Origin of the sequence: Flagellimonas abyssi, from assembly GCF_019457905.1 — a bacterium.
GTDB lineage: Bacteria > Bacteroidota > Bacteroidia > Flavobacteriales > Flavobacteriaceae > Flagellimonas > Flagellimonas abyssi.
In genome coordinates, this window is the sequence record NZ_JAHZSV010000010.1 from 38,986 (window position 1) to 62,830 (window position 23,845).

General features: G+C 43.0%; 20 protein-coding genes. 5 read left to right on the forward strand and 15 right to left on the reverse strand.

Annotation, left to right across the window (positions count from 1 at the left end):
• Window positions 1-29: 29 nt before the first annotated feature.
• The 5 genes from K1F36_RS08630 to K1F36_RS08650 all read right to left on the reverse strand — a co-directional run bounded on the left by K1F36_RS08630 (window position 30) and on the right by K1F36_RS08650 (window position 7,216).
• Window positions 30-2,303, reverse strand: a complete 2,274-nt coding sequence (locus K1F36_RS08630; RefSeq protein WP_220113466.1) for a S9 family peptidase — start codon at window positions 2,301-2,303, stop codon at window positions 30-32.
• Window positions 2,304-2,470: 167 nt separating this feature from the next.
• Window positions 2,471-3,715, reverse strand: coding sequence for an NAD(P)/FAD-dependent oxidoreductase (locus K1F36_RS08635; RefSeq protein WP_220113467.1), 1,245 nt, complete (start codon window positions 3,713-3,715; stop codon window positions 2,471-2,473).
• 14 nt (window positions 3,716-3,729) lie between these two features.
• Window positions 3,730-4,737 (reverse strand): 4-hydroxyproline epimerase, encoded by a 1,008-nt coding sequence (locus K1F36_RS08640; protein ID WP_220113468.1) that lies wholly within the window; start codon window positions 4,735-4,737, stop codon window positions 3,730-3,732.
• Between the two features lie 35 nt (window positions 4,738-4,772).
• Window positions 4,773-6,296, reverse strand: a complete 1,524-nt coding sequence (locus tag K1F36_RS08645) for an aldehyde dehydrogenase (NADP(+)) (protein ID WP_220113469.1) — start codon at window positions 6,294-6,296, stop codon at window positions 4,773-4,775.
• Entirely contained in the window at window positions 6,293-7,216 is a 924-nt protein-coding gene (locus tag K1F36_RS08650; RefSeq protein WP_220113470.1) for a dihydrodipicolinate synthase family protein, read from the reverse strand. The genes K1F36_RS08645 and K1F36_RS08650 overlap by 4 nt, the downstream gene beginning before the upstream one ends.
• Before the next feature lie 135 nt (window positions 7,217-7,351).
• Between K1F36_RS08650 and K1F36_RS08655 the strand changes: the two genes are divergently transcribed.
• Entirely contained in the window at window positions 7,352-8,194 is an 843-nt protein-coding gene (locus K1F36_RS08655; protein ID WP_220113471.1) for an AraC family transcriptional regulator, read from the forward strand.
• Between the two features lie 108 nt (window positions 8,195-8,302).
• Here K1F36_RS08655 and K1F36_RS08660 read toward each other — a convergent pair whose 3' ends face one another.
• Complete coding sequence (locus tag K1F36_RS08660; RefSeq protein ID WP_220113472.1) at window positions 8,303-9,901, reverse strand: RagB/SusD family nutrient uptake outer membrane protein; 1,599 nt, start codon at window positions 9,899-9,901, stop codon at window positions 8,303-8,305.
• A 10-nt stretch (window positions 9,902-9,911) separates the two neighbouring features.
• Entirely contained in the window at window positions 9,912-12,923 is a 3,012-nt protein-coding gene (locus tag K1F36_RS08665; protein ID WP_220113473.1) for a SusC/RagA family TonB-linked outer membrane protein, read from the reverse strand.
• 387 nt (window positions 12,924-13,310) lie between these two features.
• Between K1F36_RS08665 and K1F36_RS08670 the strand changes: the two genes are divergently transcribed.
• The gene (locus tag K1F36_RS08670) at window positions 13,311-14,681 is read left to right on the forward strand and encodes an exonuclease domain-containing protein (RefSeq protein WP_220113592.1); all 1,371 of its coding nucleotides are present in this window, start codon (window positions 13,311-13,313) and stop codon (window positions 14,679-14,681) included.
• A 12-nt stretch (window positions 14,682-14,693) separates the two neighbouring features.
• Here K1F36_RS08670 and K1F36_RS08675 read toward each other — a convergent pair whose 3' ends face one another.
• From K1F36_RS08675 to K1F36_RS08685, 3 genes are all read right to left on the reverse strand, one after another.
• The gene (locus tag K1F36_RS08675; RefSeq protein ID WP_220113474.1) at window positions 14,694-15,470 is read right to left on the reverse strand and encodes an aldose epimerase family protein; all 777 of its coding nucleotides are present in this window, start codon (window positions 15,468-15,470) and stop codon (window positions 14,694-14,696) included.
• On the reverse strand, window positions 15,470-16,768 hold the full coding sequence (locus tag K1F36_RS08680) for a M20/M25/M40 family metallo-hydrolase (protein ID WP_220113475.1): 1,299 nt from the start codon (window positions 16,766-16,768) through the stop codon (window positions 15,470-15,472). The genes K1F36_RS08675 and K1F36_RS08680 overlap by 1 nt, the downstream gene beginning before the upstream one ends.
• A 65-nt stretch (window positions 16,769-16,833) precedes the next feature.
• A complete protein-coding gene (locus K1F36_RS08685) occupies window positions 16,834-18,075 on the reverse strand; it encodes an ABC transporter permease (RefSeq protein ID WP_220113476.1) in 1,242 nt (413 codons plus the stop codon).
• A gap of 3 nt (window positions 18,076-18,078) precedes the next feature.
• Between K1F36_RS08685 and K1F36_RS08690 the strand changes: the two genes are divergently transcribed.
• A complete protein-coding gene (locus K1F36_RS08690) occupies window positions 18,079-19,302 on the forward strand; it encodes an exo-beta-N-acetylmuramidase NamZ family protein (RefSeq protein WP_220113477.1) in 1,224 nt (407 codons plus the stop codon).
• Here K1F36_RS08690 and K1F36_RS08695 read toward each other — a convergent pair.
• From K1F36_RS08695 to K1F36_RS08705, 3 genes are read right to left on the reverse strand one after another with little or no spacing between them, the layout of a single operon-like run.
• Entirely contained in the window at window positions 19,299-19,679 is a 381-nt protein-coding gene (locus K1F36_RS08695; RefSeq protein ID WP_220113478.1) for a hypothetical protein, read from the reverse strand. The genes K1F36_RS08690 and K1F36_RS08695 overlap by 4 nt on opposite strands.
• A 13-nt stretch (window positions 19,680-19,692) precedes the next feature.
• A complete protein-coding gene (locus tag K1F36_RS08700; protein WP_220113479.1) occupies window positions 19,693-20,535 on the reverse strand; it encodes a sterol desaturase family protein in 843 nt (280 codons plus the stop codon).
• A gap of 21 nt (window positions 20,536-20,556) precedes the next feature.
• Complete coding sequence (locus tag K1F36_RS08705) at window positions 20,557-21,051, reverse strand: YkgJ family cysteine cluster protein (protein ID WP_220113480.1); 495 nt, start codon at window positions 21,049-21,051, stop codon at window positions 20,557-20,559.
• 73 nt (window positions 21,052-21,124) lie between these two features.
• Between K1F36_RS08705 and K1F36_RS08710 the strand changes: the two genes are divergently transcribed.
• Together K1F36_RS08710 and K1F36_RS08715 are read left to right on the forward strand one after the other, a co-directional pair.
• Entirely contained in the window at window positions 21,125-21,832 is a 708-nt protein-coding gene (locus K1F36_RS08710; protein WP_220113481.1) for a class I SAM-dependent methyltransferase, read from the forward strand.
• A 44-nt stretch (window positions 21,833-21,876) separates the two neighbouring features.
• Window positions 21,877-22,674, forward strand: coding sequence for a hypothetical protein (locus K1F36_RS08715; RefSeq protein WP_220113482.1), 798 nt, complete (start codon window positions 21,877-21,879; stop codon window positions 22,672-22,674).
• 7 nt (window positions 22,675-22,681) lie between these two features.
• Here K1F36_RS08715 and K1F36_RS08720 read toward each other — a convergent pair whose 3' ends face one another.
• Complete coding sequence (locus K1F36_RS08720) at window positions 22,682-23,314, reverse strand: 7-carboxy-7-deazaguanine synthase QueE (RefSeq protein WP_220113483.1); 633 nt, start codon at window positions 23,312-23,314, stop codon at window positions 22,682-22,684.
• Between the two features lie 32 nt (window positions 23,315-23,346).
• The gene (locus K1F36_RS08725) at window positions 23,347-23,799 is read right to left on the reverse strand and encodes a RidA family protein (RefSeq protein ID WP_220113484.1); all 453 of its coding nucleotides are present in this window, start codon (window positions 23,797-23,799) and stop codon (window positions 23,347-23,349) included.
• Window positions 23,800-23,845 lie beyond the last annotated feature (46 nt).

Consider the following 23,845-nt stretch of genomic DNA (forward strand, 5'->3'; position numbering starts at 1 on the left):
TAACTCGTTTACTCCTAAATTTTATTGACCTATGGTTCAATGTTGTTTTTCTGATTGTAGATTTCCTCCCATGAGGGCGGGTCCACATCCATCAAATGTTTTACAAAAAAGTCCTTGCGTTTCCTTTCGCCAAATTCCCCGCCGGAGGAATGTCCCATGCCGGGTATGGTGACAAGTTCAAAATCTTTATTGGCCTTGATCAATGCATTGGCAAATTGCATGGTGCTGGCGGGGTCTACGTTATCGTCCACTTCTCCCAGTATCAACATTAAATCACCACCCATTTGACCTGCATTTTCTACATTGGAGCACTCGGCATAATGTGGCCCTATGGGATAGCCCATAAACTGCTCGTTCCACCAAATCTTATCCATTCTATTGTCGTGGCACCCGCAGGAGGATACTGCCACATCATAAAAATCAGAATTGAAGACCAATGCTGCAGCTGCATTTTGGCCTCCTGCCGAGGTCCCAAAAATCCCAACGTTTTCAGCATCCATATACGGATATTTTTTGGCAGCTTCGCGTATCCAAATTTTTCTATCGGGAAAACCGCCATCTTTGAGGTTTTTCCAGCACACATCGTGAAAAGCTTTTGAGCGGTTGGAAGTCCCCATACCATCTATCTGTACCACAATGAATCCCAGTTCCGCCAATGATGACATGGACCAGTAGTACGACCTAAAATCCTTGGGAACAAACGAGCTGTGGGGCCCTGCATAAATATATTCGATTACAGGGTATGTTTTGTTGGGGTCAAAAGAAGTCGGTCTTATAATGACTCCCCAGATATCAGTAACGCCGTCCCTGCCTTTGGCCGTAAAAACCTCAGGGGCCATCCATCCCTCTTCCACCAATGCAGAATGGTCGGCCTTTTGCAATTGCATTAAGGTCTTGGCATTTGTTGATAATTTTAAAAGCGTTACAGGCGGGGCATCCACTCTGGAGTACTGATCTACATAATATTCATGGTCTTCCGAGAAAGTTACCTTATGGTTCCCATTTTCTTTCGTGAATCGGGTCAGGTCCCTGCCATCAAAATCTATTTTAAAGTAATGAAGGAAGTATGGGTCCTGCCCTTTATCCATTCCACTGGCCGTAAAGTACACCTCTCTGTTCTCTTCATCCACATGAATGACATTTCGAACTACCCATTCTCCTTTGGTAAGTTGTTTTTTTACTTTTCCCGTTTCTCCATCGTACAAATAGATATGGTTCCACCCATCCCTTTCCGATGTCCATATAATCTCCTTACCATCCTCAACATCGTACCTGTACTTTTTGCTGCTGTAGTCGATGAAGGTTTTGCTGACCTCATTTACCAGTACTTTTACCGCTCCAGTAATTGCATCAACCGCTATTACTTTATAGACCTGATGACCTCGTTGATTGTATTCAAAGGTAAAGGCACTACTATCCTCTCTCCATTCTATGTTGTTGAGCCCGAATTGATGGCCAAACTCGTCGGCAGAAACTTGGATATGTTTCTTTTTACCGACCAAAAACAATTGTGGGCTTTTAAATGGAAGCTCATCCCCTGGCTTTAAATAATCCCTTGATTGCAATTTAGGCTGGAACTGATCCTTTGGACTGGATTCCACAAAGTATATTTTACGTTCATCTCCTGGACGCACCTTGTATGCCATGATTTTTTTCCCATCCGGCGACCATTTTATGTAAGTGGAATAGAAAAAACCCGGAGCGCCATCATAGCTCAGCCGGGTTTCTTCATCTGTCGAGGTATTTTTGATATATAGGTTGTGATTTTTGATAAACGCCAACATGGTGGAATCAGGAGACATAACTGGCGGATTATTGGTCTCATCGAACCTGCTGCCCCAATAGCCCCAATCTCTTTTTGGGTCTTCAGTTTTTGACTCTACAATTGTTAATTCCTGCTGATTGGGATTAAAGGAAACTATCTTTTCATCAAAAGTGAATTTCAACGCTGCCATATCGGCATCAAATTCCAGTTCGCTGATGTCTATGTGATTGACATCTATATCTTTCTCAAATTTTTCGGACAACAATTTAGCCAATACAGCATGGTCAAAACATTTTTCTTGGGTTTTCTCCGAGGGATTTACCCATAAGTATTCTTTTCCTTCCGGGGTATTGTTTACATACCATAGTAGGTTATTTTCCTGCCAATGAAAATTTTTAGGCGAGTTTGTGACCTTGTCCCGAAATAAAGAATCCAGCGAAATCGCCTTTTGATATTCCGCTAAAGTTCCTTGGGCAAATGATGTACCGAAATTTATAAGTATAAAAAATACACTTATTTTTTTGACAAAAGATTTCATAGTTTAAATAAGTCTAAAACTATTGATAATCTCTGGTTGTATATCGATTCATATTACCAGATACTTATACTATATTACCCTTAACGCCTTCACTACTGCGTAAAAAAGCGATTAATTGACTAAGAAACTCCCAAAATGCAAAAGAAAACCTGTGGGAAAAAATAATTTTAATGAAACCTTTCCGGTGAGAGCGGGGCGATGTCCATCAGTGGTTTTGAGCCATTCACTTCTTGAGACACCAGCTTTCCTGTTATTGGCCCCAGGCTCCACCCCATCATAGCATGACCTGAAGCTATAGTCAGGTTATTATATTTTGCGGTTTTGCCAATAAACGGCAATCCATCCGGTGATACCGGCCTCAGTCCAGAGGTAGCGCAATCTTGTTCTTCTGGAAGTATGGTAAAACCTCTATAGTGGGTCTTAACGGCATTGGCCAAAGCCGCTACACGTTCTTTCTTGATGGTTTCGTTATTGCCGGAAAACTCCATCGTACCCGCAAACCGGGTAAAGCCATCCATCGGGGTAATAGCCATTCTAGCATCCACCAAAATAGTGGGCAAGGTTATTCCCGTTGGCCTCCTAACATCCATACTGTAGCCCTTGCCGCCCTGGATAGGAATTTTAAGTCCCATTGTTTTCGCAAGTTTTGATGTCCAGCTCCCACTGGCCAATACGAACTCATCAGCCTCATAATTACTATCCTGAGTCGTCAACGAGACTATTTGCTTCCCCTTCGTGGTAACGTTTTCAACCTTTTGACCCAACTTAAAATCTACTCCATGTTCCTGTAACCAAGTTTTTAGTTCCTCCATAAAATGATTGGGTGTCATATGGGCATCACACTTGTAATGAACGGCTCCCTTTACTTGGTCGGATAGTACAGGTTGTACTTTTCGTAAATCTTCTTGTGATAGTATGGAAACCTCCAAACCTTCTTTTATGGCTTTTTCGGCCACCTCATGCTCCTCCTTTTCAGATTTTTCGCTACAATATGCCATTAAGACCCCTTTTCTTTCGTAATGAAAATCAAATTCACGGCAGGCCAATAATTCTTCATAAAGTGCCCTACTTTTCAAATTGAGTTCTTTGAGCACGGGCAATGCTCTTTCAACATTGGAAACTGTTGCAGACTTTTTAAATAATAGTGCCCATTTGAAGAAATCCATATCCCACCTGGGCTTCATATAAAATGGGCTGGAACTATTGAGCATCCATTTAAGGCCTTGGGTGATTATCCCCGGAGCGGCCAACGGAACAAAATGACTTGGTGTAATATATCCTGCATTGATATACGATGTTCCACTATCCATATTGGTTTGGTCCAAAATGGTGACCTTATGCCCGTCTTTCACCAAATAATATGCACTACAAAGCCCGGAGATTCCTCCCCCTACAACAATTACTTTCTTCATTCTGAAAAATTGATTTACAGTACTTGGAACCCATGGGCGTATGGGTCATCGTCATCTATAATGATATTATTATAGCCTGTTACCTGTGCCCACCCCTGTATACTTGGCACAATGGCTTTTTTACCTACCAAGGTGGTCTCCTGCTCTATCCTTCCGATAAACTTGCTCCCAATAAAACTTTCATGAATAAAGTTTTCGTTCGCGCCCAACTTTCCTTTAGCATATAGCTGTGCCATACGAGCCGATGTTCCCGTACCGCACGGAGAGCGATCTATGGCCTTATCCCCGTAAAAAACGGCATTTCTTCCCGAAGATGTTGGGTCCAAAGGGTCTCCGGTCCAAAGCATATGGCTCACATCCCTGATAGTAGGATCTTCCGGATGCACAAACATGTCGGGATACTTTTCATTGATGCGCTTCCGCACCACTTGGGAATAATGTATGATTTGGCCAGCGGTAAAATTATGTACGCCCTTAAAGTTTTCTTGGGGATCCACAATTGCGTAGTAGTTTCCACCGTAGGACACGTCAAAGGTTATCTGGCCTAGTTCTGGACACTCCACGGTCAAACTTTCAGCGGCCAAATAGGATTTTACATTGATCAATTTTACCCAATCCACTTTTTTGCCCGTTTGGCGATACTCAATCTCTACCAGGCCTGCTGGAGCTTCCATTTTAATTTTTCCCGGTATTTTGGGAACAATCAATCCCTCCTCTATTGCTACGGTAATGGTCCCGATGGTTCCATGTCCGCACATGGGCAAACAGCCTGAAGTTTCAATAAAAAGTATCGCAAAATCATTATCCGGATTATGCGGCGGAAGCAAAATGCTCCCGCTCATCATATCGTGTCCACGGGGCTCGAACATCAATCCTTTTCTGATCCAGTCAAAATCCTTGAGAAAATGCTGTCTTTTTTCACTCATGTTCGCCCCGATCAAGTTGGGGCCTCCACCTGCCACTACGCGTACGGGGTTGCCACAGGTATGTGCATCAACACAAAAAAAAGTTTTTCTTGCCACTAGCGCTCTTTAAAAAACCATCTTATTTTTATTTTCTATCCCTTGAGGTGTTCTGGCAACAACGACTGCGGAAAGGATTGATAGCTAACCGGTCTGACCCATCTATTAATGGCATGCACACCAACTGCGGTAAACCTAGAATCCGTAGATGCCGGGTAGGGTCCTCCGTGCTGCATGGACGGACACACTTCCACACCTGTGGGAACACCGTTATAAATGATCCTGCCCACTCTATTCTGCAAAGCATCCACTACCTCTATCAAATTGATGGTATCATTCTCTTCCGCGATAAGGGTGCCTGTCAACTGCCCTTCCAATCCTTCGATTATTTGAAGGAGTTCGGCATCATCCTTACATTGTACCACTAACGAAAATGGGCCAAAAACTTCTTGGTGCAATTTTGGATTGGCCAAAAATTCACTGCCTGAAACCGTTGCTACCGCTGAAGCTGCATAGTTTGGCTCCAAATCAGCATCTACTTTACCCACCACTTCAACCCCAGATTGGGATGTTACATCAGCTTCTTTTTTCTCGTAGCCGCTCTTAATGTTCGGGTGCAACATGCATTGCGAATCTAACGCAATCGTTTCTTTCGCCAACTCGGCTATGAAATCTTCTGTATTATCATTCTTTATGGTCAACAACAGACCTGGATTGGTACAAAATTGTCCAGTTCCCAACGTGATAGATCCTGCGTAAGTCTTTGCAATCTCTCCTCCTCTTTGGGATATGGCGTCCGGAGTTATGATTACCGGATTGATACTTCCCATTTCTGCAAATACAGGGATTGGCTCTTCTCTTTTTGCAGCGATATCGAACAATGCCCTTCCACCTGTAATACTACCTGTGAAGCCCACTGCTTTGACCTTGGGATGGTTTACCAAATCCACTCCTGCCTGAACTCCTCCGTTGATACTGGAAAACACTCCTTTGGGCATGCCTGTTTTCTCTACTGCTTTAACAATGGCAGAAGCCACCAATTCGGATGTACCTGCGTGCATTGGATGGGATTTAACGATAACTGGACAACCGGCTGCCAGTGCACTTGCCGTATCACCTCCGGCCGTTGAATAGGCCAATGGGAAGTTACTTGCTCCAAATACAGCCACGGGCCCCAAGGGAATCATTGTTTTTCTCAAGTCCTCCTTGGGCAAAGGTTTTCTATCCGGCTCGGCCGCATCAAATGTATTCCCTCTCCAATCCTCAGTTTCCACCAGTTTTGCAAAGGTGCGCAATTGGTTCATGGTCCTCCCACGCTCACCAACCGCCCTACCTTCGGGAAGTCCTGATTCCATGGTATAGGTATCAATCAACTCTTGGTCCAATGCCAAAATCTCATCGGCAATGGCGTTGAGAAAATCTGCCCTTTGCTTACCGGGCACATTTCTATATACTTTAAAGGATTCCCATGCAGCATCTACGGCCTTTTCAATCTCTTCCTTTGTTACTTCTACAAATGTTGTGGGGTTTTCCTTGTTCAGTTTAGGGTTGATGGTCTTGAACTCAACCTCTCCATTTGCACTAAATTCTCCTGCGATACAGTTTTTACCTGTAATCATACTACACTTTTTAGGTTTTTATATTCTGGGAGCTTTGGTCTGTTTTTCATAGCTTCGTCAATAACCTTGAGCACCCGCTCCCTTTCTTTTCCTTGCAAGGGCAATCTTGGGGCCCTAACATTTTCTGTTCCAATTCCTGTAGCTACTTCGGCCAATTTTATGTTCTGTACCAACTGCGGGCTTATATCCAGTTCCAGCAACGGCATAAACCATTTATATATGGACAGGGCCTCGTTTATTTTACCTGCCTTGACGAGTTCGTAAATGGCCACGGTTTCCGCTGGGTAGGCGCAAACCAAACCTGCCACCCATCCATCTGCTCCTATTACCAGACTTTCAAGTCCCAAAGTATCAACACCTGTGAATATCTTGAACCTATCGCCAAAACGATTTTTTAAACGTATTACATTGGTGATGTCCCGTGTTGATTCCTTTACGGCTTGGATGTTATCACATTCTGACAACTCTTCCATCATATCCAAAGTTACTTCAATTTTATAATCTACCGGATTATTGTAAATCATTATGGGTAAAGATGTACTGTTTGCGATGGCTTTAAAGTACACAACGGTTTCGTGATCAGTTGCCTTGTAACGCATTGGAGGCAAAAGCATTAGCCCTTGCGCCCCTACCTTTTCTGCATGCTGTGCAACTTCTATGGCTTCTTTTGTGCTTTGCTCGGCTATGTTGATAATTACAGGAACTTTGCCCTGAACTATCTTTAACGAGGCTTTTATCAAGGTCTCCTTTTCCTCTTTGGTGAGAGTACTGGCCTCACCCAAGGTTCCTCCGAGTATTATTCCGTGTACACCGGCATCCAGTTGTGCGTTAATATTTTTCTCAAACATGGCAAGGTCCAATTCGTCCTCGCTTGTGAATTTTGTGGTTACAGCGGGCATAACCCCTTCCCAATGTATCATAATGCTATATATTTTGATTACAAAAATAGATGACTGAATTTCAAGGATAAGCTTCATTATTAACGAATACTGATACTATATTAACCCAAATATTGGTTCAGGTCATTATTATGATGATATTCGCATAAAAAAGTAGTGAAAGTTCTTCCGTTTAAAATTCCGAAACCCAAAGATGAAGCCTTGGTCTATCAAGTAGATCGGGAACGGGTTTTTTATGACCAACTTCACCAACATGCAGAAATACAGATAAGTTATATTGCCAAAGGTGCAGGATCTTTGATCGTAGGCGACTCCATTAGTGATTACAAGGAGGGTGATATCTTGGTCATAGGAGGATATGTCCCACATGCTTTTAAGAGCGATGTTTCCTTTTCTCCAAAATCGCTTATGTACACTCTTTTTTTTGACATCAACTCTTTTGGAAAAGATTTTTTCCGCATTACAGACCTTGCATCCACAAAGGAATTCTTCAAAAAATCGGAACTTGGAATGCGGGTCATATCCAATAAAGACATCATTATTGGAGAGTTCAACAAACTAAAAACTCAAAATAAAATAGAGCAAATAGCCACTCTGTTGGTCATTATAAACCGTATAACACAATCCCAAACAACGCCCCTGTCCTCATTTGTTTATCGCAAGTCTTTTTCCGATGATGAGGGCAAGCGTATGAACGATGTTTTTAAATATGCCATGGACCGCTACCACGAGCCTATCAGTTTAGATGAAATAGCCGATGTGGCCAATATGAGCAAAAATGCTTTTTGCCGGTATTTTAAAAAACGGACGAACAAGACTTTTTTTCAGTTTCTTATTGAGATTCGAATAGAAAATGCCTGTAAACTGATTCTTGGAAGTCCAGAACTGGCTATTTCATTAATCTCCGATCAATGCGGATTTAACAACATTGCCAACTTTAACAGAAAATTCAAGGAATTGAAAGGCTGTTCTCCCACCCAATTCCGGGCGCAATTTTAAAATCCATATCGATATAAAAAAAACGGATGGGAAATCCCATCCGCTTATGCACTAAATAACAAACTCAAAACAATTACAACAATTTGTTTTATCGTCTACACCTTTTCCCTAGTAGCCAGGATTCTGGCTCAGGTTTGTGTTGGTGTTAAGTTCTTCCAAGCCTATGGGAAATAGGATTGTGTAGTCTCCTTGAGGGGTATGGTTATACCAATTTTTTGTCTGGTACACACCAAATCGAATCATATCGGACCTTCTTCTTGCCTCTGCAGCGAACTCCCATCCCAATTCGTCCAAAAAGCGGCCGTATGGTACAGCAGATTGGTCTCCTGGTTGATCTATGGTTCCATCTTCGGCCAAGGTTCCATACTCCACAGTAGTATCCCCTTCAAGTTCAGTTCCTGTAACGGTGGCCTCGGCAGGATCTTCAAAAGAACGTAGACGAACCTGCGTTACTATGGTAGCTGCTTCATCGGCACGATTGGTTCTTAAGAGGGCTTCGGCCTTCATCATAAGTACATCTGTATACCTCAGAAAAGGGAAGTCAACGCTGAGTCCTGCTGTAGCTCCGGATTCTATTTCGTATTTACCACATCTGAAACCGTCTGTAAATTCGCAATCATAAATACTTGGCATTTCCTTTCTGAGGGTCATTACCACACTACCGTCGGAAGCGTTCAATTGGTCTCCCATCAACCAGGTATCCGCCAAACGTTTATCATTGGTATCATAACTATCTATAAATTGTGGATTACAACTAGACCCTCCCCAAGGTTGGGCCTGCATATCAAAAACCAATCTATGATCTGGCAAAAGCATTTTCATATGGGCATTCCAGTCGCCAGCAAATATTTGATCGTAAGGAATCGCGAAAACCATTTCTGGATTTCCCTGATTCTCTGTACTAAAGATATCGGAGTAATTTGACGATAGCTCAAAAGCCCCGCTGGATATAATTTCATCACATGCATCGATAACATTGTCCCATTGGGCGGTTCCTGTATATACCTCGGCATTTAAATACACACGTGCCAGAACATGATAAGCTGCCCACTTCGTCATACGACCATAGGTTGATTGATCTACGACCTCGGTTAGGTTGGGTATAACCTCTGTCAACTCGGATACAATAAAGTTGTACACTTCTGCACGTGGACTCTGTACCGGAAGTTCATCACTATAACTTGCTATAATGGGAACGTTGCCATGGGTATCCACCAACATAGAATAGTACAATGCCCTCAAGGCCCTCATTTCTGAAATAATGGCAGATGCCTGCTCTTCGCTCACCGGTAGTTCTCCAGATTCTACTTGTAGAATTACCCTATTGGCACTATTGATTCCATTGAAACAGGTTATCCATGTGTTTCTTGGTTGCCATTGGGTCTCTGTCCATTCATGAAAGTGCATTCTTTTGTATGTACCTCCATCATCCCAACCATTGGGCCGTGTTGGAGTCACGAACATATCGCCGGGCTCTTCCTGCAAATCAAAATATCCTTGCCAACCCATTACAAATCGCATTGGCGTGTAAGCGGATGCCATAACCGAAATGATATCGGATTCCGAAGGCACAAAAGAGGATTCTGTCACTTCCGAGAACACTTCTTCCTCCAAGTCGGTACAGGCTATTGGCAAGAGTAATAAACTTGCCAGGAGCGTCAAAATTTTTGGTCTAAGTGAATTCACTTTGTTTAATATATTTTTCATAATATTTTTTTTAGAATGTGAAGTTGATCCCCAATGTAAATGTTCTGATAGAGGGGTACTTATCCCTGTTATCATTTCCTGGAACAATTCCATCGTTAGGAGTGCGGTTTCTATTTACTTCTGGGTCTATCCCCTTATATCCCGTAATAGTCGCCAAGTTCAGTCCTGATGCATAAATACGGAAGCTTTGGGCAAACTTGATGGCATCCTTGGGCAGTGTGTATCCCAAGGTAACGTTGTCTATCTTTAAGAAATCCCCGTCTTCCACATAGTAGCTTACAAATCGTTGCACATCTTGCAGGACAGCTTTTCCATATACCATATCATAGGCGGAGTCCAATGTATTGTAGCTGATAGTTGGGTTTTCATAGAACATTCTGGAAAAGTTCAATATTTGATAATCCAATGCTCCTCTTAAATTTACCATCAAGTCCCAGTTTTTATACTTAACCGTGTTGTTCCAGCTATAGTAGGCTTTTGGCAAACCGTTGCCCAGTACTTGTCTATCGTCGGTAGTGGCCTCGGTTGCAGGAACAAGTGTGCCATCAGGACGTTCTATGACCCAAATACCGTCTTCGGTAATGTCCACACTTTTTAATCCAAAGAAATTACCAATTGGTTGTCCCTCTTGAATTCTATGAGTTTCGATTTGAATAGGCTCGCCTGTATATCCCTCATCAAAGAAATCATTGGTCAATTGGAACTCGCCGTTGGACAATGACACTACTTCGTTGGTATTCGTGGAATAGGTAAGGTTAGCGGTCCATTCAAAATTATCCGTTTGAAAAGGGGTCACGTTCAATAGGAATTCCAGACCTGTATTTTTAATCTGAGCTACGTTCGCCGCTATCTCTCCATAAAAATAGGGAGGTGTCGGTACGCTATAATTCAGCAGTGCATCCTTCGTGGTTCTGTTGTAGTAATCTACGGAACCATTGATGCGGCCATCTAGCACCCCAAAATCCAATCCTAGGTTAAACTCTTCCTTTTTCTCCCAACGCAGGTTTGGATTTGCGTTACGGGACGGTACCAATTCTCTTACCCATTGGCCATTGTTCAAGAAATAATCTCCATACGTTAGCCCACTCAAAGCTTGGTAATTAGCTCCTGCATTGATCCCTGTGATACCAAAACCTGTTCTTAACTTAAGATTGGACAGCCAATCCCAGTTATCCGCGAAAGATTCCTGATCTACGCGCCAACCTAATGAAATACCAGGAAAATTACCCCATTTGTTATCTTCACCAAATCTGGAAGATCCTTCACGGCGCATACTTGCCATTAAAAGATAACGATCATCGTAGTTGTAGGTGACCCTTGAGAAAAATGCTATCAGTTTATCGGAATACTTTTCACTTCCCATTCCTGCTTCACCCAATTGAAGTCCTTGACCGCTACCCAAGTTATTGTAGGTAAAACCATCCGTTGGGAAACGACGGTTGGTTGCCCAAAAGCCCTCAGTGGTATTGTCTTCATAGTTGTACCCAACTAGACCTGTCACCTTGTGTTTTCCGAAACTGTTGTCGTAATCCATGGTAAACTGCCCATAGTTTCCAACATAATCATTGGTCCCCCTTGAAGCAAAGCCTTCTTGGCCGTTTTTAGTAGTGGAAACATGGTTCTTTGTCTGGTAAAAACCTCTGATATTTGAATTTCCCTTACGCGTATACAGTCCTTTGACCGTAACATGGTCTCCAAAGTCGTAGCTTAAGGAAAAATCGAATCTAGTGTTCCTATACCTGTTCTGACCAATGGTTTCCTGTATATAGGCAACAGGGTTGTCGTAGAAATACACATCTCTCTCGTACCAAGTTCCATCTTCGTTGTAAACAGGCTCCGTCGGATTTCTTATCAGGGCCTGTCTGTATATGTACGGGTTAAAGCTTGCTCCATCACCCAGGGCATTAAAGGTCTGTTCGCTCAATATTACACCAACATTTGCTTTCAATCGGTTGTCGAACATGGCATGGTTCACACTTACTCTTGCCGTATGTCTCTTGTTATCGGATTTTAGAAAAATCCCTTCAAGATCCCTATAGTTTAAGGAGGCCGTCATATTGGAAGTTGAATTACCTGCCCTAAAAATAAGGTTGTGAACTTGACTGTAGGCATCGCGGGTAATTTGGTCGACCCAATCGGTATCAGACCCAAAGTCCTGAACATTTGCTCCATTAAAAGTGTAACCTTCATTGAATTTTTGTCTCAACTCTCCAGCATCCAAGAAGTTCAATCTATCAGCGATTGTGGACAAAGATGCATATCCATTATATTCAATGGTCGGTTTCATATCTGCACTACCCTTTTTTGTGGTAATGATGATTACACCATTGGTACCACGCGTTCCATAAATGGCAGTTGCAGAACCATCTTTTAGCACATCAATGGATTCAATGTCTTCTGGTGCCACAGTATTTAAACTTCCGGGAACTCCATCAACCAAAACCAATGGGTTAGACCCTCCAGTTAAAGAGGAGAACCCCCTTAAGTTGATTTGCGTACCTTCCGTGGGGTCGCCCGAAGGTGCCGAAACGGACAGACCGGCAACCTTACCTTGAATAAGTTGCGCCGCATCCTTTACATTTCCCTGTACAAAGTCTTCAGACTTTACAGTTGCCACAGAACTGGTTACATCGGCACGTTTTTGCGTACCGTAACCAATTACAACTACTTCCGAGAGCTGTTGAAGATCCTCCTTGAGGACCACATTAATTGTGGATTTTCCTTGTACGGGAATTTCCTGACTTACAAAACCTAAATAAGAAAATACCAACACCGCATCGGATTGCGAGGTGGTAATCTCATAATTTCCATCAAAATCGGTAGCCGTACCGTTGGCGGTGTTCTTTTCCAACACCGCAGCTCCTGCAATGGGTATCCCTTGCTCATCTGTAATGTTACCTGTAACCGTCTGTTGAGAAAACCCAGCTTGCGCCACAAAAACGCAAAACAAGGAAAGTACAAGCTGCTTTTTAAGACAATTGGTCCCTAGACATTCTTTAAATAAAAAGTTAGCCAATTTCATAATACATGTTAATTAGTTGAGTTAATTTTTCCTGTAAAAACCATTGCTCAGCATCGTTAATATTGATTTAAAGATTAATAAGCGTTAATTTTACACTTGTAAATGTAAACTTATGGCTCAGAAGATTTCTGGAAATATTATCCGGTTTTGATATTATGTTGACCAATCAGCCCTGTTATTCTTATTTAACGTGACTTAATTCTATCAATTCGTTAAAACTGAAAGTAATTTCACTGATTTATGTAAGTAAATTTATGTTACATAAAACTAGGGCGGCATTAGTTCAAAATCGTACCAACTTTATCCAAACCAATTCTAGGTATGTTCTTTGTATGGACTTATCAAGTGCTCATAAAACCCTAACTTTAGGTGCAATTTTTTTTAGACTTGTACACCATAATCGACATAGAAACCACGGGAAACGGAATCAAGGGCAACAAGATTACCGAGATTTCTATTTTTAAATATGATGGCGGACAGATCGTGGACGAGTTTACGTCCCTGGTCAACCCGCAAAGTCCCATTCCCTATTTTATAACAGGACTTACGGGAATCGATGATCACATGGTGCAAAATGCACCCACTTTTCGGGAAATTGCCGATACGGTCCTAAAAATTACCGAGGGATGCATTTTTGTGGCCCACTCCGTTAATTTTGATTATGGTGTGATCAAAGAGGAGTTCCGACAAATTGGAATTGATTTTACACGAAAAAAGCTCTGCACGGTGCGTTTATCGCGCCAATTGATTCCCGGGCTACGCTCCTACAGTTTGGGGAAATTGTGTTCGGCCGTTCAAATTCCGCTGGTCGACCGCCATCGTGCCAGGGGAGATGCCCACGCCACGGTACTTTTGTTTGAAAAACTTCTAAAAAATCCCAAAGCTGAAGAGGTCTTTAAAAAATTTCTAAATGCTAGAAGTCAAGAGGCCACCCTTCCTCCACATTTGCCCAAAGCTGTTTTCGATAAAATTCCGCAGAAGCCTGGCATCTATTATTTTCTGAACCAGAAAGGGGAAATCATCTATGTGGGCAAGGCCATCAACCTAAAAAAACGGGTGTTGGGGCACTTTTATGACAAGAGCCGTAAAGAAATCCAAATGTGTGCGGAGACGGCCCATATCGATTTCAAACTATCTGGCAGCGAACTGGTCGCTCTGTTGATGGAATCTGCAGAAATAAAAAGGTTGTTCCCGCCCTACAACCGTGCACAAAAAAAACCGGGCAGGCAGTATGCCATTTTTACCTACGAGGACCGAAATGGGATTACGCACCTAGCTTATAACAACATTAAAGGGGCCCCCAACCCATTAAAAGTGATTCATAACCAAACGCAATGCAGAGCTTACCTGGAAGAAGTATGCAAAGCTTTTTCGCTCTGCCCCCGATATTGCCATTTACAACAGACCAACGCGGCCTGTTCCCATCACGAAATAAATACCTGCCAAGGAATTTGCCGGGGAGAGGAAGCGGTGTACGACTACAACCACAAAGTGGAGGCAGCGATTGCACATATGAAACTATTGACTTCCGAAATACGGATCATCAAAGAAAAAGGAAGGGATGCAAACGAAAATGCCGTGATATTAATCGTGGACGGCATTTATAAGGGCTTTGGCTTTATCGACACCGATATTCAAATATCAACCCTAGAAGATGTGGAAGCCTTTATCACCCCACAAAAACATACGGTGGAAACGGAGAGTATTCTCACCCAATACTTGTTAAAACAGGACAAGAGCCAAATGTTGGCCCAATAGATCGAAGTAAAGCTATGCTTTTGGTTTCAGAACAACTTTAAATTCAGCCGTGTCATCCAGTTTTTGAAATCCTTGATGCAGTTCGGTCTGATCCACGGCATAGGGATAAAATGATATGGGTTCAATGCAGACCATATTCCGAACTTCGGTCCAGCACATAAAATTTCCAAAACCTTCGGTCTCAATGGTGATTTGTTTCTCATCTTTTAGTGTGATGGAACTGCAATCCTCCACGGGAAGCGCTCGATTCCCAACAGCCAAAACCGCTTCCAAAGAAATTTCTTTATCCTTCGCGATAATGACCGGTGATTCTGAATGTAGTTTGAAAGCTGGATGATATCCCAACATAAAGGGCATCCCCTGTTCTCCCGAAATTTTGAAATGAATTTCGAGGCCCTCATCGGTCAACAAAAAAGATTTCTCGAACCTAAAATCGTAGGGCCAAGACAAAACGGCTTCAGTTGATTTTTCGGGGAACTTTGAATTGGAAACCTCGGTGCCCGATTGATATTGCTTTGCAAAAACGGCAGAAGTAGCAGTTTGCTGCTCCAAGTCGTACTCCATTTGACGCAAAAGCCCGTGTTGATCTTGTATCGCTTCACCTTTAGGTGTTTTTACCCGAAAATTGGCCTCGTTAACGGGACCGATGATGGGAAACATTTCCGTATCCACACTACCCCATCCAGGGCTTCCCTTTTGGTGGATAAATTGATGCCCATTTACTTCATAACCTACCAACTCTCCTTTATCAATTTTTACGAAAGTGTTATTTGTGCTGAGTGTAACCATTATTTGGTGTTTATCAATCGGTAGATGAGAATAGCTGTACGTTTGGTCAAGGCTTCAATAGTGTTCAGGTTAACGGTTTCTTGAGGGGTATGCGCATTGTTGCCCATGGTTCCAAGCCCGTCCAGTCCATCCACGTACTCTGCAACGAACGAAACATCGGCCGCTCCCCTTCTCCCTGGGTCGTAGGCCAAGACTTCGCCTTGTTTTAAATCTAAACTCACCTCGTTCAGGGTTTCGAGCAAGGCTAGATTGCCTTCTGTGGGCTGCATGGCAGGATAACTATCCGTAAAACTAATGCTGGCCGAGGTTTGCGGTAGGTTATTGGCAACGATCTCCCTCATTTTTTCCCTGGCACGCTCCTTTTGCTCTTCGGATATAAATCGAAGCCCTCCTTTTACCACGGCTTTTTGCGCGACCACGTTGGTTTTTCCAAAGGCATCGCCCTTGCTGGTCAATTCATCATAATTTACGAAGGTGCCCCCAAGCAAAACACCAGGGTTGAAGGTCAATAAGTCTTCACCTTTGACATCGGTATAAAATTGATGAAGGATTCGTGACATTTCAAAAATGGCGCCAGCACCTGTGCCTTCACTAAAAATACCAGAGGAATGGGCACGTTTTCCCTCTACCTCAATCGACCAACCGGAGGCACCTCTTCTGGCCACCGTAGCATAGTTAAATCCTGTAGAAGTTTCAAAACCAAGGGCAATATCGCTTCGTTTCGCCGCATCGATCAGATCTTTTCTACTTATGGACAAAGGTTTTCCCGTACTTTCTTCATCCCCTGTAAATGCTACAATAATCTGGGCATCATCCAGCAGACCGTTATCGGACAATGCTTTTAAGGCATACAGCACAATAACATCGCCGCCTTTCATATCGTTGCCGCCCGGAGCATGGGCAATGCTGTCGTTTACCATTTCAAAAGTTTGAAATGGACTATCTTCTTCAAAAACAGTGTCCAAATGCCCGATCAGCAATAGTTTTTTTCCTTTGGTTCCCGTGGTTTCGGCAAAAAGGTGCCCTGCACGGTTCATTTCGGAGGGCATTTCTATCCATTGGGTCTCAAACCCTATATTGTCAAAGGCGTCCTTAAAAACCATGCCCACTTTTTTCACGCCTTCGGCATTAAGGGTGCCACTGTTAATGTTCACTACCTTTTCCAAAAAATCTATGGCTTCGGCATTGTTCCGTTCTATGGTAGAGACAATCTTTTTTTCTGTTCGGGAAAGTTTTTGCGCGGAAACAGAAGCAACAAAAAGCAATGCAATAAGGGTAGAGGTAAATTGAATTTTCATGGTGGGTTATTTTGATGGACAAGTTATCAATTTAGAATGATAAACACCAAGTTGGGCAACATCTTCTACTCGAACCGGATGGCCTTTACGGGTGTTATCCTTGTGATGATATACGATGGAATCAAAAGCATCAACAAACAAAGCAACATCACCCCGACATTCAGCAATAGCACAGTGGGCGCATCCATATGCACTGGGATATAATCAATATAATATTCCTCGGGATTCGGGAACTTGAACATTCGAAATTTGTTCTGAAGGAAAATGACCCCGAGACCGATCAGGTTGCCCCAAAAAAGTCCGATAGCAATCAAATAGGCCGCGTTGTACAAAAATACTTTTCGGATGCTCCAATTGGCGGAACCCAGGGCTTTCAAAATGCCGATCATTTGGGTACGTTCCAAAATCAGGACCAGCAAAGCCGTGATCATATTGATCCCTCCAACAATAATCATAATGCCGATGATCAGGGCAATATTAAAATCAAACAGACCGATCCATTCAAAAATGCGGAAGTATTTGCTTTTGATGTTTTGCGTGTCTAAAACGGAGAGCGTATTATTATAGATCTCGTTCGTCTTTTCATCGATTTGATCAAAATCGTCCAAAAACACCTCAAAGTTCCCGATTTCATCCTCCTCCCATCGGTTCATCAACTGAATATGGCGGATATCCACAAAAACATAGGTTTCGTCAAACTCCTCAAAACCGCTATCATAAATACCCACGATTTCAAACCTGCGGTTGTTCGGTGGCTTGGACGCATCCCCTTCTCTAAGAAAAAAGGAAAAGAAGCTATCGCCGACTTTCAACTGCAACCTATTGGCCATTAAACTGGATATGAGCACCTCTTCATTGAGATCTCCGCTATAATTTGGCAATCGACCGTCGACCAGATATTCCTCAAATGTGTTCCAATCGTAGTCGGAGCCCACGCCCTTGGCCAACATTCCTTCGAACGTATCGGCAGTTCGTATAATTCCACCTTTGGTGGCCACAGCCTGCACATGCCTTACGCCTGTTACGTTCTTGAATTCGGGATAAAAATCCTGATCAATGGAAACAGGTGAAAGGGAAACCTCGGAATTGTTATTGTCGAAACTGGAAATCTGAATATGCCCGTTAAAGGCGGCAACCTTTTCGCGAATCTTGTTTTTAAGACCAATGCCCGTAGCAATGGCAATGAGCATCATCACCACCCCGATCGCAATGGCGGCAATGGCGATTTTTATTATCGGGGCGGAAATACTAATTTTATGTTCCTTCCCTGTAACAAGGCGTTTGGCAATAAATAATTCTAAATTCAACGAATGCCCATTTTATATCGTTTCAAAAGTACAGTTTTATTGTTGTTTTTAATAGGTTCCTCGTGCAAGGGACAGCAAAAAGAAACAATTTCAAATTCAGAACCTTCAAGTGAAGTGCCGGCTCCCATAAAAGTGGCGGCCAACCGAACCGAGGCGTATCTCCCGCTTTTACAAGGGAAAAAAGTAGGTGTGGTCGCCAATCCAACCAGTGTAATCTTCAAGGAACAAGAGAACACCCATTTGGTGGATTCTTTGCTATCCTTAGGGGTTCATATTAAACAAGTCTTTGCCCCCGAGCACGGGTTTCGGGGCACTGCTGATGCCGGAGAACATGTAAAAGATGGGGTTGATACCCAAACGGGATTGCCCATTATCTCGCTGTATGGAAAAAACAGGAAACCATCAAAAGAACAACTGAGCGATTTGGACGTGGTTGTTTTTGATATTCAAGATGTGGGCGTGCGGTTCTATACGTTTATTGCTTCCCTGCAATTGGTGATGGAAGCCTGTGCCGAAAATGACGTTCCCGTTATTGTTTTGGACCGCCCCAATCCCAACGGACATTATGTGGACGGCCCCACCATGATGGAGGAACACACCAGCTACTTGGGTCTGAACACGATTCCTTTGGTGTATGGGATGACGATGGGCGAATACGCAAAAATGCTGAATAGCGAAGGATGGCTGGAAAATGGCAGCAAAGCTGATTTGACCGTGATTGAACTGGAGAACTACACCCACGAATCGGAATACCACCTGCCCATACGGCCTTCTCCGAACTTACCCAACGATACTTCGATTACTTTGTATCCCAGTTTGGGATTGTTTGAGGGCACCAACGTCAATGCGGGGCGTGGCACCGAATTCCAGTTTCAGCGCTACGGGGCATCTTTTATGGACAGCACTGCCTACGATTTCAGTTATGTGCCCGAGCCCAATTTCGGCTCCAAATACCCCAAAGAGGAAGGCAAAACCTGTTACGGTCGTGACCTGGCCGATACGCCAAGGATGAACGAGATGACCATGCAATGGATCATTGATGCCTACAACAACACCTTGGAGAAGTCCAACTTCTTTTTGACCGACGGTTTTACCAAACACGCGGGCACGCCCCTGCTTCAAAAACAGATTGAGGAAGGACTCTCCAACGAAGAAATCAAGGCCACCTGGCAGGAGGATTTGGAAGGCTTCAAAAAAATCAGGGCGAAGTATTTGATCTATGATTAATTCTCAGAATTCCGATGGAGATAAATTAAATTTCCCATCAGCTTTTCCTCCTTCAAGACAAGTTCATCGAGGGTAAGTTTTTTAATCGTATAAATAAAATGAGAGATCCGAAGTGTATCCTTTTTGAGTGAATAAACAGTATCCAATTCTTCAATCCAATTAATACGTTTAACTTTGCTATTGTCATAAAAGACCAAATCAAGTTTGACTTTAAACGGTTCACCACTAAACGTAATTGAGCTTCCATCATCCCCTTCTAGAGTTGTTTCTTTATAAGCTGTCCAAGCTCCCATTATGTCTTCCTTATTATATTTCTGACTTAAACCTTCATAAGAAAAACAAATAGTAACAATAATAAAGAGGACAATCCTTCTCATATTAACGAATACTTTATTTTTTGGCAAATCCATCTGTAGTTGATCTTCGATACTTATGGAAAGGTTGTCTTAGCAGTCCTTTGATGCTCGCATTCTCCTTTTCGTCGGGGAAGGTATCCACACCGTACACGATATCCTTGGGGTCCATGGACATATAGGTGCCGAACAAACGGTCCCAAATGGAGAAGATATTTCCGTAGTTGGAATCGGTATAGGGCAATTGATAATGATGGTGCACTTTGTGCATATCGGGGCTAACAATAATCCAGCTCATGGCATTATCCACCTTTTTGGGCAAGCGAATATTCGCATGGTTGAACTGTGAAAACACGACCGACAAGCTTTGATACAACATAATGATGCCAATGGGTGCTCCAACAATCAGCACGCCCGCAAGGGTAAACGCATATCTTATCAAACTTTCCAAGGGATGGTGACGGTTCGCCGTAGTGGTGTCCACATTATGATCGGAATGATGTACCAAATGTACCATCCACAGAGGCTTTATCTTATGCTCCACCCAATGCGCTGCGTAGGCCCCGATAAGGTCCAAGAGCATCACACCGAGGAGCACATAAAGCCACAACGGCATATCGGGCAACCAATTAATGATCCCAAATTGGTTTTCCACCGCCCAGTCCGAAGACTTCAACAACAAAAACGCCAACGGAAAATTCACAATAATCGTGGTGAGCGTAAAAAAGAAATTGGGAACCGAGTGCCTCCATTTTTTATAGGGCACGTTGAACAAGGGAACAATTCCTTCCAAAACCCAGAAAAAAGTGATGCCTCCCACCAAAATCAAGCTTCGGTGCAAAGAAGGGATGGTCTCAAAATAAGAAATCAGTTGCTCCATTCCTTCAAATATAGCAAATCATTAAAATTTGATGGCCTTTTTCATTTCTTCAACAATGTTAAAAGCTGCCGGGCAAATGGCTACATTTTTTAAAGTGAGGTTGGAAATCTGTTGGAATTTTTTTCGGTCCGTATGCGGGAACTCGCGACAAGCTTTGGGGCGTACGTCATAAATGGAACAGTAATTATCAGCGCCCAAAAAGGTACAGGGTACGCTTTGCAGCACATAATCGTTCTCTTCATCTACCCTTAAAAATTGATCAATAAATTGCGAGGGTTTTATCCTAAAGTGTTTGGCGATACGTTCAACATCGGCATTGGTGAACAACGGGCCCGTGGTCTTGCAGCAATTGGCACAGGTAAGGCAATCGGTACGCTCAAACTCGGCCTCGTGCAATTCCTGCATGGTGTAATCCAAATCCTTTGGCGGACGTTTTTTCAGCTTGGCGAAGAACTTTTTGTTCTCGGAATGTTTCTCCCTGGCCTTTTGCGGTAATTCCTTCAACACTTCTTCCATAGGGCACAAACTTATCCATTTTAAACCTTTCTAAGCAATTAAAGTCCCACCTTTGCAGAAACAAACCCGAATCATGATAGATGTTTTTGGAATGGCCTTGAAAGATTATCAAAACGGCCAATATACGGAGGACATAAAAACCTTTTCATCTTTGGACGAAGAAGATGTGATTCCTGTTCCCTATTTGTTCCGAACGTTTGATGAAATGCCCAAGATTGAGCAGAAAGCCTTGGAATTGGCACGGGGAAACGTATTGGATATCGGGGCCGGGGCCGGAAGCCATTCCCTTTACCTTCAAAATAAGGGACTTAAGGTAACGGCCTTGGACAATTCTGAAGGCGCCATTTCCGTATGCAAGGCTCGCGGTGTGGAATCAACCGTAAAAAACTCAATTCTGAACTACTCGGAGGAAAATTTTGACACTTTACTATTGTTGATGAACGGTGTTGGACTGGCAGGAAAACTGAAAAATTTAAGTGCCTTTTTACAACATTTGGCGTCCTTATTGCAACCCAATGGTCAAATATTGCTCGATTCCAGTGATATCGTGTATATGTTTGAACAGGATGATGATGGCGGCTACTGGATTCCGGATGATGGAAGCTATTATGGTGAGGTTGAATTTGAAATGGAATACAAAGGACATAAAAGCAAACCTTTTGATTGGGTTTACGTAGATATAAATACATTGCAAAATGCTTGTGAGTCGAACGGTCTTAATTGTGAACTTATACTATCGGGCGAACATTACGACTATTTGGCCAAACTCACTTTAAAATAATACTAGTTTCCAATATGGAACGTTCTATTGTATATTAGTTGATCATGAAAAAAATTGTCCTTTTTGCCCTTTGTAGTTTTGGATTACTGATAAGTTGTTCCAAGGATGCCGATGTTTCATCACCAGAATCCAACACCAACCTTATGGCCGGAAATCGCTTGACCACAGGTGCATCCGCAAGGGATTTTCTCTCCAATGATACTTTTGACAGACTCTTGATAGAAATAGATTATGTGACCGGTTTTGCCCCTACTGCCGGAGCCATAGCCAATTTTGAGGAGTTTTTAAGAGCGCGTACCCACAAAGAAATTATTGAATTTACATATTCTGCTGTTTCCTCTCCCAACGAGGATAGTTTATCGCTTGATGAGGTAGTGGAATTGGAAAAGGAGAACAGAGATGAATATAATAACGGCTCAACCTTGGCTATTCACATATATTTTGCTGATGCTCCGGCAGAAAGCGACGATGAAAGCGAAGGGTTGGTGACCTTGGGAGCGGTGTACAGAAACACCTCCATGGTTATTTATGAATCCACCATTAAAGATATGGCCGGAAGTAGCACTGCCGTAAGCACCGAAGAGGTTGAAACGGCTACCATTCTTCATGAATTTGGGCATTTGTTCGGATTGGTGAACCTTTCCACAGAATCGGTAAACGACCATGAGGACACAGAAACTGAAAACCATTGTAATGTTGATGGCTGTTTAATGCGTGCCGAATTGCAGTTCGGTGCATCTTTGCTCAAACAGATGGAAAAAAATACATCCAAAGGACTGGCCTCGATTCCAGATTTGGATGCTGAGTGCCTTTTGGACCTTCAAAAATACGGGGGACGATAACTTCCGTTTAGGGAATATTCAAATACTTATGTGTCTGTAGGGAAACTTTCCACTTGGGGTGTTTCATCACATAATCCACGATCAACGGAACCATTTTATCCCGAACGCTCCACTCGGGCTGAAGATAAAGAATGCAGTCCTCCCCAACTTGAGCGGCCTGTTCTTCAGCAAAGATAAAGTCGTGCTTATTGTACACGATTACCTTTAGTTCATGGGCTTTTTTATAGATTTCTCCCTCTGGAAGTTTGTTCTTTTTGGGTGATAGACAAATCCAATCCCAAACACCTGTCAATGGATACGCACCTGAGGTTTCGATATGGATTTTCATATTCTTTTCCTTAAGGCCTTGGGTGAGCGGCCCCATATCCCAGGTTAGCGGTTCTCCGCCGGTAATCACAATGGTATCGGAATATTTCTCGGCATTGGCCACAATACTATCGATTGCCGTGGGTGGATGCGTCTCGGCATTCCAGCTTTCCTTTACATCGCACCAGTGGCAACCCACATCACACCCCCCTACCCTAATAAAGTAAGCGGCTGTTCCCTTGTGAAACCCTTCCCCTTGAATGGTATAAAATTCTTCCATCAGAGGCAGCATCAAGCCCTTTTCCACCAAATCCATCACGTTTTCTTCTACCATGGTGCAAAGATAATCCACTTCTATGGTTTCACCTACTTTACGGCAATAACATCTATCTCAATATGGGCATTGGCCGCAAGTCCGCTGGCTGCAAAGGTGGTCCTTGCCGGTTTCTTTGTGAAAAATTGGATGTAAATCTCGTTGAAGGCCGCAAAGTCGCCTATATCCGCCAAGATTACGGTACATTTCACCACATTATCCAATGTCAAATCATGCTGGGCCAAAACATCCTTAATATTTTCTATGGCCTGCCGGGTCTCTGCTTGAATCCCTCCTTCGACCAAAGTCCGAGTTGTTTGGTCCATACCTATTTGTCCGGCCAAAAAGTACATATTGCCCGCCTGTACCACATCACTAAATGGTGCATTTTGTTTTTTGGGTTCGTGCGATTTATAAAAAATAATCTCAGTGAATTCTTGCGCATAAGTGGTTGCCATAAAGCAACTCAACAAAACAGTCCAGATTGCACATTGCATATGTTTCATAATCTCATTTTTAGTTTTGCTTAAAATTACCCTATTTTTATCGCAA

Bases quoted from the DNA above. Each gene is read 5' to 3' on its own strand.
- K1F36_RS08690 (WP_220113477.1), top strand. From the start codon at position 18,079: ATGCCCATTTTATATCGTTTCAAAAGTACAGTTTTATTGTTGTTTTTA.
- K1F36_RS08705 (WP_220113480.1), bottom strand. From the start codon at position 21,051: ATGGAAGAAGTGTTGAAGGAATTACCGCAAAAGGCCAGGGAGAAACAT.
- K1F36_RS08720 (WP_220113483.1), bottom strand. From the start codon at position 23,314: ATGGTAGAAGAAAACGTGATGGATTTGGTGGAAAAGGGCTTGATGCTG.
- K1F36_RS08665 (WP_220113473.1), bottom strand. From the start codon at position 12,923: ATGAAATTGGCTAACTTTTTATTTAAAGAATGTCTAGGGACCAATTGT.
- K1F36_RS08725 (WP_220113484.1), bottom strand. From the start codon at position 23,799: ATGAAACATATGCAATGTGCAATCTGGACTGTTTTGTTGAGTTGCTTT.
- K1F36_RS08645 (WP_220113469.1), bottom strand. From the start codon at position 6,296: ATGATTACAGGTAAAAACTGTATCGCAGGAGAATTTAGTGCAAATGGA.
- K1F36_RS08660 (WP_220113472.1), bottom strand. From the start codon at position 9,901: ATGAAAAATATATTAAACAAAGTGAATTCACTTAGACCAAAAATTTTG.
- K1F36_RS08700 (WP_220113479.1), bottom strand. From the start codon at position 20,535: ATGGAGCAACTGATTTCTTATTTTGAGACCATCCCTTCTTTGCACCGA.
- K1F36_RS08680 (WP_220113475.1), bottom strand. From the start codon at position 16,768: ATGAAAATTCAATTTACCTCTACCCTTATTGCATTGCTTTTTGTTGCT.
- K1F36_RS08635 (WP_220113467.1), bottom strand. From the start codon at position 3,715: ATGAAGAAAGTAATTGTTGTAGGGGGAGGAATCTCCGGGCTTTGTAGT.
- K1F36_RS08710 (WP_220113481.1), top strand. From the start codon at position 21,125: ATGATAGATGTTTTTGGAATGGCCTTGAAAGATTATCAAAACGGCCAA.
- K1F36_RS08630 (WP_220113466.1), bottom strand. From the start codon at position 2,303: ATGAAATCTTTTGTCAAAAAAATAAGTGTATTTTTTATACTTATAAAT.
- K1F36_RS08675 (WP_220113474.1), bottom strand. From the start codon at position 15,470: ATGGTTACACTCAGCACAAATAACACTTTCGTAAAAATTGATAAAGGA.
- K1F36_RS08695 (WP_220113478.1), bottom strand. From the start codon at position 19,679: ATGAGAAGGATTGTCCTCTTTATTATTGTTACTATTTGTTTTTCTTAT.
- K1F36_RS08650 (WP_220113470.1), bottom strand. From the start codon at position 7,216: ATGATACATTGGGAAGGGGTTATGCCCGCTGTAACCACAAAATTCACA.
- K1F36_RS08715 (WP_220113482.1), top strand. From the start codon at position 21,877: ATGAAAAAAATTGTCCTTTTTGCCCTTTGTAGTTTTGGATTACTGATA.